We start from the raw sequence: 12,208 nt of genomic DNA on the forward strand, positions 1-12,208 counted from the left end.
AGCGGGATGGGGTTAGTCTGAATCGATTTGGGATTCCCAAATCAGCGCGTTTCTGATTCACCATGCTGGCTGGATAGGAGGTCAGCATGAATGGGCAAACCTTATTCTCTGGATCTTCGCAAGCGTGTGGTAGCCGCGATTGAGGGCGGGATGTCCCGTAATCGGGCTGCCAAACAGTTTGGGGTGGCAATCAGCACGGCGATTGGCTGGATGAAGCGGGTCGATGAGACCGGCAGCGTTGAGCCCAGCCAGATCGGTGGCTACAAGCCAAAGGCAATCTCCGGCGAGCATGCGGTCTGGCTGTCGCAACGGATCAAAGACGGCGATTTCACCATACGCGGGCTCGTTGCCCAGCTCGCCGGGCGTGGCCTGAAGGTCGACTACCACTCGGTGTGGGATTTCGTGCATGCCGAGAAGCTCAGCTTCAAAAAAAAGCGTGGCGGCTGGCGAACGCGATCGTCCCGAGGTGGCGCGGCGGCGAGCCCAGTGGGCAAAGTATCAAGGTCGCATCGAAGCTGAACGATTGGTCTTCATCGACGAGACCTGGACCAGGACCGATATGGCGCCCTTGCGCGGATGGGCACCGCGTGGGCACAGACTTCACGCCAAGGTTCCTCACGGGCGTTGGAAGACCATGACCTTCCTGGCGGCACTGCGCCACGACCGGATCGATGCGCCATGGTTCATCGAGGGGCCGATCGATGGCGTGAGCTTTCGGGTCTACGTCGAGAAGGTTCTCCTGCCCGTCCTTCGACCTGGCGATATCGTCGTATTGGATAACCTCGGCAGTCACAGGAGCAAAGCAGTTCGCCTGCTCATCCGTTCGGTCGGCGCCAAACTCTTCTTCCTGCCAAAATACTCCCCCGACCTGAACCCGATCGAACAGGTCTTTGCCAAGCTCAAACATCTGCTCCGCAAAGCTGCCGCGCGAACCGTCGACGCCGTCTGCGCCGCAATCGGCCACGCACTCGATGCCTTCTCAGCCGAGGAGTGCGCCAACTACCTCAGAAATTCAGGATATCAAACCTAATGCCATCACGCTTTAGAGCTCTGGGCCTCCCCTAAATCGGTGGACATCCCAGCCAGTGACGGACATAGCCGCGAAGCACGAAGGAGTTGTTCGCAGGTTCATCGCCCATCAGCTGCATCTTGCTGTAAGTGTCGTGAACGAGCCATCGCTGCTCGACTACCTGCCGAGCATCACTGAAACCGCGGATCTGATCGTCGAAACGTGAGTTATCTGGCAGCGTGAACGCGCCATTCCCGTTCCGTTGGCGGTCACGGTCACCGCACGAGGTATAGGCATTTGCTGGCGACCTCGCTACCGGTCTGGTGAACTGCGGCATTTTCCAGAGCAGTATCACCGGCCCCCTAACGCGCGGATGGCGGCAGGGTCACTATTTCCGACCCCGAGCGCAACTTGAACCAACTCAAGCAGCAATCCAACTTACGATTGGCAGTCTGATCCTTTGCTGTCTCTCCTTTGCGAAAGTCGATCCGACAGTCCATGAGCACCTTTGTTACCGGAAAGTCGTATTCGCGCACATAGCTACCGATGGCGACCGTTACTTCTGACGAGACATAATCCCGACCGCCTTCAGATTAGATCCAGCACGTAGCTCAAGTGAGTATCGACTTCCTGGTAAGTAAATAAGCCGGATTGAATCATGTGCTGAAACTGTCCGAGCCTAAAAAAAGCCAATCGAATTATCTCGAACTACAGCTTCATGCGCTGTAAAGACTTCTTCGTCGTGCGTTCGAAGAGCTCGCGCGATGACGACGCTCGCTCTTCATTCAGGAAACGATCGCGTAGGCTCGGCCGATTTTGCGCCTCTGCGTGCGCTGCATCATCATGTAGTGTAAGCACTTCCTCCTCATCGTCATCTGCGATGATTAGCTTTCTGATATGCCAGTCGAGCATGTATGTCGTCCGGTCAATGCATTCGTCACTGAAGAAGTCCTTGACCTGATTAGCTAGAAATTCGGGCTTCTTCCAATTTTGTTGCTCAGTGGCCTGCACAGTCGCGCGCTTGGCTTCTTCTGCTGAGAGCAAATAGTTGTTTTGAGGCGGCCTCCGCTTGTCGCGCGGAAATCTGGAGCTGCTTGTAAATCAACGTAAAGCCTAGAGCAGTTACTGCAGGGCCGAGCAGTACTGACAGCCAGAGCCGCACGTGTTCGGATAACGCCGGATCGGCGGCAGTTTCAATCATATTGCACCCCATCGAGGCGGCAGAAATTGCAGCGCAAGTCAACTTGGAAACTGGAAATCTGGATGAAGATAGAATTTCACGTCTAGCTAGCACTTTACACATAACTCAATCTAAACTAGCGAGTGGCGGTCGATATATTGATGCGCTTTACGGGACCAAGACTTCGAACAAAATACTGGCACTATGGCATGCCACCATGTTCGTGCGGCAGAAGATGTCGCGATGGGCCAACCGTCGGGACGGCCTAAGCGCACCACCCTGGCTTTGTCGAGGCTGATCGAAACGCCTCCCATCGCGAATAAGTGCACCACATCCTTGTCTTGGGCGATACGCATTTTGGTCCGCGGCCGGCGCGATAGTTACGCCGCGAGCGCGGATTCATTGTAGCATTCGTTCCTGGTCATCATCGTCCAAGCATGGCTTAGCCCGAAGACAAGGTTGGTGTCCGACAAATCACTGACAGGTTCTATGGAAGCTGAATTTCTCATTTGCCGGCGATCGCGAGAAGGGCCACCAATCGGTTCAAAATGCGCCTAGGAAGGTGCAAGGGGATGGAGAAACGTCGGCGGACGTTCCTTGATGATGCTGGCGACAGCACATAGCAGGTCGGGGATCACTCTGATAGGCTGTGTCAGCCACATCCTAGCTAGCCAACTCGGTGCCGCCTACGAGGGCAACGACTTCGGCAACCAGCTCGGAACGGATGACGGCTGGCTGCCCGCGAGGAATGCATCAATTGTCGCGATGATGCCTTAACCAAGTCAGGGAACCCTCTCGGTTATTGGTTGAATGTGCCGCTTCATCTCGTCTGAGCTCAGCGAACAGGCGCAAAATGACGAACAGCGCGATCACTCCGGCTCCCAGCTCAGCGATGGCTTGGCTGGCCAACACTCCACTGAAGCCTGATATGAGAGGGAATAGAAGTAGCGCCGGTATGAATAGATACCCCTGCCTGGCGAAAGAGACCACCGCGCTAAGGCGTGCTCTCCCCAGCGACTGAAGCATGGTCGTCACGAAACTCTGAACACCGTAAAATCCAAAAAACAGGTGGAAGACGATGCAGCTCACGACGGCAATTTCTGCGACATCATCGCTATCGCTGAACAACCTGACCAACGGCCGGGCAAAAACGATAACGGCTACCGAATACGCAACGGAAAGCGCAACAGTGATAGAGATCATAAACTTCGCAACCTTCATTACACGAGCAAAGTCGCGCGCCCCCCAACCGAACCCCAGGACAGCCTGAGAGCCGATACAGAATCCGGTGATAGGCAGCGCGCCGATTGTCAAGAGTCTTACAGCAATTCCCACCGCCGCGATGAAATCGTCACCGAAACGCGCAGCAGCTCCGTACAAGAACATACCGGCAAGAGCGGCTAAGATACTTGTTGTCGTCGCCGGCGCCCCAATGAGCGCGAGCTGCCTGATGCGATCTACTCGTAACGAGACCTGAGATATGCTGACGAGCACAGTGCCGAGCCGCTTGGTAAAATAGGCGATGTAGAGGCTTATGGCGGCGATCTGCGATAGCAGCGTTGCTAGTGCCGCGCCTCGCACACCCAGGCCAAGTAAGAATATAAAAACAGGATCGAGCAGGGCGTTCAATATGAAAGCGGTCAGCATCGTCCACATACTGAATCTTGTGTTGCCTTCAGCTCTTGCGATGAAGCCGCTGACGATATTTACGAGCATCAAAGTAGACCCCGGCAAGAGGATCGTGGTGTAGTCGAGCGCGATGGGCAGGATGGTTGGACTTGCCCCAAGCACGACGAAGATGCCTCGTAGGGTTACAAGCAGGGCGATGGTCATAACCACCCCAATGGGAGCGGCGAGCGCGAGCGCCGTACTCGCACCTCGGCTAGCCTCCAACGCATTACCAGCACCAAGATGACGAGATATCACGGAGGCAGTACCCACACCGATCCCCTCGCCCACGGCCGCGAGCACGACAATGAGCGGCATCGTCATGCTGACGGCTGCAATCGCCTGCGCGCCGAGTGAGCCAACAAAGATCGCGTTAAGGAGCTGCTGTAATGCGTTGATCGACAAGCCGATGACAGATGGAATGGCGAGCTGCAGGAGAAGACTTGGGAGATTCTGGTCCGAAAGATCGATGTGCCGGCTTTTCTTCGGCATCGCATCGCGATTGCCTTCGACGACGAGCTCCGCATTGCGCTTATCCATGCTTCACGCCGTCTTGAGCTCTACGAATTCATTGATCGTCTGCATCAGCTCCTGTTGCAAGACCGTGCAAAGTTGGCGGGTCGCCTCATAATCGACCATGGTCGGATCATACGTGGTGTCGATCTGTAGACGACCGGATTGATATCCGACCTCGAACCAGAAGAGGTGGATCGCGGCTGCTTGATGCATGTGCTCGCCGATGCAAAGCGGACAAGGGTCGGTGTCTAGAAAACGGCGCGCGAAATGACGCTGCAAACCCGCGCGATAATTCACGCCAATTTTGGGAAGTGGCAGGCGATCGAGCCGGCACCGCAAGGCTGGATCTCGGTTTAGGAATTTCAGGGCCCGAAAGCCTATTCCCCCACGCGGCAGGGCATTGCGCTGCCGGTATATTAGACGAGCGCGGTCGGAACGCGACTCTCTTCCGGTGACCTTCAATGGAAGCGGAGCGAGCTCGCTGATAAGGCCAATGATCTGGGATGAATCGAAATCGTCAAACAGCCGACCTCGAGTCGAGGTTAGGCTATCAATCCAGAGCGAATAGTTGCCGAACAGGGCTCCACACGCACCGGACAGGGCAGCAAGAAACACATCAAAGTCCTGACAATGCGCTGATCTGGCTCCAATACTGAGGAGACCCGCTGTCGCTTCCGCCTCGATCTCAAGATGATACTTGGCCTGATCTACCGGAAGTGAACGGCCGTTCGCATCCTCCCGGCCAACGCCAAGACTTGCATCGTGAAGCTCCCTCGCGGTTCCTTCGGCAACCCTTGTGCCGTAAGACGAGGCCTCTCCGACGCGCAGATTGAATTGATCGTAGTCGATATCCTCCCAGTACTTGAGTTCGTCTGGTGCTTCGCTATCCGCGTAATGCTCGAGGCGCTTCAACCAGGAAGAAAGCCGTTGTACGGTCTCAGGGCCATTCACATCATGGCCTGCAGCAAGAGCGTTGTATGCGCCCTCCAGTGCTTCCAGGAATAGCCGATAGCCCATTCCATCCGCTACGAAATGATGCATCAGCACCAGCAGGTAGTAGTCGCCGCCTTCCGAAGTACGGAAGGCCGCGACGTGAACAAGAGGCGTGTGACCGTCAAACCTGAACACGTGTTGACGATTTGCAGAGACGATCTCGATTGTCCTGCGCTGGTCTGGGCCGGACATCCGAACGAGATCGATCTCCTCCACGATGCGCTCGGTCGGACAAGGCCCAATCCTCAACCGTAGGCCATCTTGGGTTCGAGCAACGCGCAGCCTGAGGGCTTCGTGCTTCTCGATGACATGGGCGAGAGCACGGTTCAGGATCTTGATATTCAGGATCCCGCCGCGCAAGAAGAACAGATCGCCGATGTTAAAATGCTCGTCAAAACCGAGAAGAGAATTCCAAAACGATATGATGGGGGCGACAGGGAGTAATCCGTTCGCCGAAGCGACGTTGGGGGATGCCGCCCCCGCTTCCGCGGCCGCCAACTCCCTGATGGTCGGCGTTCGATAAAGTTGGTTGACGGTGAGATTCAGCCCAGCTTTGCACGCCAGCGTCACGCAACGCACGCTCAGAAGAGAATCGCCGCCGATATCAAAGAAACTGCTGTCGATTCCCACCCCCTTGGCGCCTAATAGATCCTCCCAGATCTGAGCAAGAACTCGCTCGTTCCTCGTGCGGGGCTCTGCAGATGGACTGGTTTCCATCTCGCGGTAAGGGACGGAGGATAGGCGAGCACGGTCTATCTTTCCGCTCGTGGTCAGGGGAACACTGTCAACCAACCTGAAGGCTGCGGGAACCATGGCAGATGGCAGCCTGTCGCGCAGGTGGGCGAGAATCTCTCCAGAGCTTAGACTGTCGAGAGCGGGTACCACGCACGCCGTCAAGCGCCGGTCGCCATCGACACCTTCTGCTAAGACCGCGGCCTGTTCGATTGCCGGATGAGCTTCAAGGGCAAGTTCGACCTCCTCCGGCTCAATGCGGAAGCCTCTCACCTTGATCTGGTTGTCCGATCGGCCGCAAATCTCAAGAAGGCCGCTTGTTGAGATGCGTGCGATGTCTCCACTTCGATAAAGCACGTTGTATTGTCCGGCATCATAGGGATTGGGCACGAAACAGCGGTCAGTCCGATCCTGATCCTGCCAGTACCCAGCACTTAGACAGCGGCCAGCGATGCAGAGTTCGCCAGGGACTCCAACAGGCACTCTCTTCAATCGTGAATCGAGCACGTAGAGTTTGACGTTGTCGATTGGTCGCCCCACGGGGACAAACGTCGAGTTGTCATCAGCATCCGATGTTTCGTGCACGGCTGCGTTGGACGCACATTCCGTCGAACCGTAGAAGTTCCACAACGGCACGCCCGGAAACGAGCTGCGCCAGCGAGCGGGCAGCGAGGAAGGCATCGGTTCGGCGCTGCTTGTGACCAATCTCAAGGCGGTCCTTTGCGGCTGCCGTTCCTGGGCCGCGATGAGACCGGACAGAAGTGGCGGAGAGGCAAAAAGGCGAGTCACGCGATGTTTCGCCAAACTGCACAACAACAGATCCGGATCTAGCACCTGCTCTTGGGTGAGGATCAGCGTGGTCACACCTCGCAGCAGCCCACCAAAATACTCCCAGGCGGACGCGACAAGGCAGGCGGATTTCTGGACAACCATGACGTCGGTGCCATCGAAGGCAAAACACCGCCACATCCAGTAGAGCCGGTTGAGAATGGCCGCTTCGGGTATCAGAACCCCCTTGGCCCGACCGGTGGAGGAGGATGTGTATATGAGGTTCGCAATTTGGTGGTCTAACGGTCTGTTGCTAGGCGCGACACTATTCGTGGTCCTGCTGTAGCTTTCTAAGGTGGATAGAGAAATCGAAGGTATGTCAAAATCAGGCTCCGTGGCCATCGGGTGAACCAGGAGCTTTGCCTGACTATCTCGCAGGATATGTTGGATGCGATCACGCGGATAATCCGGCGCTATCGGCACAACAACAGCATGCAAGCCTCGCGCCGCAAGCATGACGGCGGCAACGTCCGGCGACCGGTCAATAAGCATGCCGACCAGATCGCCGGCCCCGACCTTCATATCCCGCAGTAACGAGCGGATGGCTACCACGCGCTTACGCAGCTGGCCAAACGTGACCTTCCCGAACTCGCCCAAAAATGCTAGCTTGCCGTCGTTAGAAGCGCTGATCTGCTCGAACGATTCAACAAGCAGACATTCGGACGGATATGGCTGAATCGACCCTTCCAGCGAATTCAGTATGGTGAGGTCTGAGGCGCTTAGGCAGCTCAGTTCTTGGATCGGCGCAAGCGCTTTATCGATACAGGTCGCAATCAGACCCCGCAGATTGTTGGCCATGCGAACAGCCAGATCACTTGAGATGATATCTTCCGCGTACGCGAGCTGGAGCGCAATTTCATTGCCATGATCTTGCGCGTACAGTGTTAAATCGAACTTGACATAGCCGGTGTCATATTCGCGGAACGTCAGAGCCAGCTCGTCCCGACCGACTGGTTCGGCGGCTTCGGAGTACATGTTGAACATGACCTGGAAGATCGGTGATCGACCCGGTTCGCGACATACCCTGGCATCCCTGACCATCCATCCGAACGGATAGGCCGAATTTCCGATGGCATCGCTGACCACGCCCTGGACGCGCCTGGCATGATCAGCAAAAGATTCACCGGCATTGATCGCGGCACGGATCGGCAGCATATTCAGGAAAAAGCCGATGATGTCTGCGCTGCCAGGTTGATCCCGTACAGCGTGGGGCATGCCGACCACAATATCATCCTGGCCGCTATACATTCGTAATAGCAACTGGAAGCACGCCAGCAGGGTTGTCGACGTGGTGCAGCTATTTTTGCGTGCGAATTCTCTAACCCGACTGGAGAGATCGCTGCCGAGCAGAACTGGATGCGAGGCGCCGCGGTATGACTCTGTTTGCGGGCGCGCCCTTCCTAGCGAAAGCACCGGCGGATCATCACCAATCTGACGACGCCAATACTGGCGTTGCTTCTCTAGCGCCTCAGGAGAAATGCGTTGTTTTTCCCACGCAGCATAGCCCGAGAGTGACGCACGGTTCTCTGGCCAAGGCGCCGCGGCATCTAAATATCTTTGCTGAAGATCTCTGAGCAGAACAGAAATCGACCAGGCATCGAGGATGATTTCGTGAGCTGTGATCAATATAAGATGATTTTCGGGACCAAACCGGACCATGCGCGCACGAAACAAGCGGCCGTGTGCGAGATCGAAATTGTCTTTCAGCTCCGTTCGCCGAGACTGTGCGATGAGCTCCTCAGCCGCGGAGGAGGTGAGATGAGACGCATCGATCAATTCAAGATTGGCGCATGGCGGGGCATCAAAACATTGAACCGGACCGTCTTCGTCGATAAAGCGCGCCGAAAGTGCCTGGTGAGAATGAATGACTTCGGTCCAGGCGCGATTGAACCGAGCTAAATCGATGCTTCCCTTAATCCGGAGCCCGCCTTGAATGATGTAGTTCCGGGCAGATGGATCGAGCTGCGCCAGAAACCAAAGGTGCTCCTGAAGTCGTGTCAGGGGTGATCGGTCAAGCTTTCGGTATTCCAAGGCTGTGCATGGATTGGGCTCGGCGCGAGCCTCGATCGAAGCGGCAAGAGATCGAATCGTCCCATTCAGCACCAGTCTGAAATCCGCTCTCACTCCGAGCGAGGTCTGCAACTGTCCCAATATGAGCATTGCGCGGAGCGAGTCTCCGCCAAGGCTTATGAATTGGTCATTCACACCTATGTTCTCGATACGCAAAATGCCGGACCAGATTTGACGCAACCGGACTTCGAGATCTGATTGCGGCTCCTCGTAGGGCGTTGACAATACCGGCCGTACACTCCCCGGATCGGGCAACGCTGAAAAGTCGACCTTTCCGTTCCTGGTCAGGGGAATACCGCCGACGTGGACGATTCTTTCCGGTAGCATGTAACTGGGGAGCGCCTCAGCAAGAAAATTCTGAAGGTCGCTTTCCGCCAGTTCAGCTGAAGCCGACACATACGCAACCAGCCGCGGCGATTCGGCTTGCGCGTCTGCTCCAGCTATATCTCGCGCCGTACGCTTTACACCAGCGCAGACAGAGGCGACTGCGACGGCGCCATGCACCAGGGGATGAGCGGACAAACGAGCTTCGATCTCTCCCAGCTCGATTCTGTGCCCACGAATTTTGACCTGACGATCCCGTCGACCGAGACATTCCAAAAGGCCATCGGAACGGAGGCGCCCAAGATCACCTGTCCGATATAGCCGCCGGAAGGACGGGTCGTTTGAGAATGGGTTTAGCCCAAACGCATCCTTGGTGCGGACATCGTCATTGACGTAACCGGCAGCGACACCGACGCCGCTAACACAGATTTCGCCGACTTCTGCTACATCGCACAGTCGTGGTCCGTCCGCGACATAAACCTCAACGTTTTGAATTGGCCTTCCGATCGGCACATAGGGCTCATCCAGCGCAGGAGGCACGGAAACCAGATGATGCGTCACGCCGTCGGCGCACTCGGTCGGCCCGTAATGGTTGAGGATGGAAACGCGGGGATACAGGGCAAGCCACGCACGCGCCAATCCGGGCGTTAGAGGTTCTCCGACCGTAGAAATAATCCGCAAGCCGTCTATGGCTCGCTCTGTCGCCGCAAGCGATTGCAGATATTCAACAAATACTGCCAGCATCGACGGAACGAGCTGGACTGTCGTAACGCCGGATCTTTGTATGGCTTGGAGAAAAGATGACGGGGATCTGAGTGTCGCATCATCAATGATTGATGTAGAGGCTCCGACGCAAAGCCCAGAAAGAAGCTGCCAAAGCGAGATGTCAAAGCAGTGCGACGCCGTTTGCGCGACGCAATCCGCCCGAGTGAGACCTAGGGCATCGATTTTCGCCGACAAATGATTGTTTAAGCCGGCACGTTCGATCATTGCGCCCTTAGGCTGCCCCGTCGAACCCGACGTAAACAGAATATAGGCAAGTCCATCCACGTTCGGCGATGGCATAATAGACGGGGTCCGCACCCCGGCCAGCGCCGCTTCTATAGCCACGAATTGAAGAGCTGGTTTGCTGCTCTCCTGGAACAGACTAAGCGAATCGGGACGGTCTCGGCCCATCAACAAAGCACAGCGGCTCTGCTCTATCATGAAGGATGTGCGGGACGCCGGCAGCGATGGATCAAGCGGCAAATACGTTGATCCAGCCTTCAGAATTGCGATGACCGCTGTCGCCCAGTCGAGGTCCCGCTCCCCCCAATAGCCGACAACTTCGCCGCGAGCACCCTGCTCTCGTAAGGTCGTGGCGAGGATATCGGATCTTGATCGTAGCGCCTCATATGTGAGTTTGTCTGCGCCGTGCCTCAGCGCAACTCTCTCCGGATCCAAACCTGCAAGCCGATTGATCGCCGTGATCACGTCAACAGGTTGACGTTCCATAGACTGCTTCTTGGCCGCTTGATTTTCCGTATTCACGCGCCCCGCCATTCGTCGCCTTCTTCGGGGCCCAAATCGGAACGCCGAAGCTCGTCATCAAGGTGTGCATGCGCAGCAACCCTGATTCCGCACGTCGTAAGGTTTTGTCCGTATGACCTTCTCGGTGTTCGCTTCTGGCTCGATGATCGGCATAGGAACAGGAGGACGCTAGGACGGCGCATCCACTTTGGCACCTACCTACTCTGGTAGAGAACCTGCCATCGTCTGCATGGTACCCGCAATCAACGCCCCTACATGCTCGTTAGAGCTTGCGATTAGCGGTATGGTCCGATTTCGCGGCCCCTGAGCCGACAGCATCATCCTATCGAGAGCGTGTTTGCCATCCCGGCGATACAGCGTGTACGGACGAAAGACTTTTTTCGTAACACCGCCAGACCGATGGTGTTCAAGCCGGTGATCGCCGCAAAGGGCCCCGGCGGCGCCTCAACATTACAACGAGTCATCGAAGCTCGCAGCAGCAGTCCCAAAGACGACCTTGAGGTCATCCAAGTACTGGCACCGGTAAACCAAGCGCCCCGGGCGTGATCTGAGGCCGGCAAACTGGACCATTTTTGGCTAGAGTTGGCGCTGCGTAAATCCCTCGACTGGGAGGAGCGACGACGATGAAGGCCTCGAAATTTTCGGACGCCCAGAAGGCGTTCATTCTCAAGCAGGGCAGCGACGGGGTTGCGGTGGCCGAGATCTGCCGCAAGGCCGGGATCAGCCAGGCGACCTACTTCAATTGGAAGAAGAAGTATGACGGTCTGCTGCCGACCGAGATGCGCCGGCTGAAGCAGCTCGAGGAGGAGAACGGCAAGCTAAAGAAGCTGGTAGCCGATCTGTCGCTCGACAAGGAGATGTTCAGGACGTGATCCGCCGAAAGCTATGAAGCCTGTCGGAAGCGCAAGCTCGTCGATGAGATTTGTGGTGAGTGACAGGTCTCGATCCGCAAGGCTTGTGAGGCCCTCGAGTTCGATCGCTCGAGCTACCACTACAAATCTCGTCGCTCCGGCCAGTCCGCCCTCGAGCTCGGATCAAGGAGATCTGCCATGTTCGCGTTCGCTACGGCTATCGCCGCGTCCACGTCCTGCTCCGCCGCGAGGGATGGCGTCATGGGCAGAACAAGACCCGTCGCATCTATCGCGGATTGGGCCTACAATTGCGCAATAAATCGCCGAAGCGGAGGGTCAAGGCCAAGCTGCGCGATGACCGCAGGCCAGCGACGCGCGCCAACGAGACCTGGGCGATGGACTTTGTTCATGACCAGCTGGCAAATGGTGGCAAGCTCCGGGTGCTCACGATTATCGATATCTTCTTCCGCTTCTCGCCCGCCCTGGAGCCGCGGCTCACTTTCCGCG

The 12,208-nt window shown here is 56.6% G+C and carries 5 protein-coding genes and 1 pseudogene; 3 read left to right on the top strand and 3 right to left on the bottom strand.

Going from position 1 to position 12,208, the window contains the following annotated elements; genetic code table 11:
* Positions 1-90 precede the first annotated feature (90 nt).
* Together BM222_RS39195 and BM222_RS41660 are read left to right on the top strand one after the other, a co-directional pair.
* Positions 91-1,030, top strand: a protein-coding gene (locus BM222_RS39195; RefSeq protein ID WP_210188520.1) for an IS630 family transposase whose coding sequence is annotated in 2 segments (ribosomal slippage) — positions 91-437 and positions 436-1,030 — 942 coding nt in all. Because the reading frame shifts where the segments join, the coding sequence is not laid out codon by codon here.
* Positions 1,031-1,085: 55 nt separating this feature from the next.
* Entirely contained in the window at positions 1,086-1,235 is a 150-nt protein-coding gene (locus BM222_RS41660) for a hypothetical protein (RefSeq protein WP_177243749.1), read from the top strand.
* 482 nt (positions 1,236-1,717) lie between these two features.
* On the opposite strand, the gene BM222_RS39200 is transcribed toward BM222_RS41660, so the two are convergent.
* From BM222_RS39200 to BM222_RS39210, 3 genes are all read right to left on the bottom strand, one after another.
* A complete protein-coding gene (locus tag BM222_RS39200; RefSeq protein ID WP_143106206.1) occupies positions 1,718-2,053 on the bottom strand; it encodes a hypothetical protein in 336 nt (111 codons plus the stop codon).
* A gap of 889 nt (positions 2,054-2,942) precedes the next feature.
* Positions 2,943-4,397: an MATE family efflux transporter gene (locus BM222_RS39205; protein WP_092239943.1), complete on the bottom strand. Its 1,455-nt coding sequence runs from the start codon at positions 4,395-4,397 to the stop codon at positions 2,943-2,945.
* A 3-nt stretch (positions 4,398-4,400) separates the two neighbouring features.
* The gene (locus tag BM222_RS39210; protein WP_244547432.1) at positions 4,401-10,862 is read right to left on the bottom strand and encodes a non-ribosomal peptide synthetase; all 6,462 of its coding nucleotides are present in this window, start codon (positions 10,860-10,862) and stop codon (positions 4,401-4,403) included.
* Positions 10,863-11,473: 611 nt separating this feature from the next.
* Here BM222_RS39210 and BM222_RS39215 point away from each other — a divergent pair.
* Positions 11,474-12,208, top strand: a pseudogene (locus BM222_RS39215) (transposase); the annotation flags it as partial.

Origin of the sequence: Bradyrhizobium sp. Gha, from assembly GCF_900113735.1 — a bacterium.
Lineage (GTDB): Bacteria > Pseudomonadota > Alphaproteobacteria > Rhizobiales > Xanthobacteraceae > Bradyrhizobium.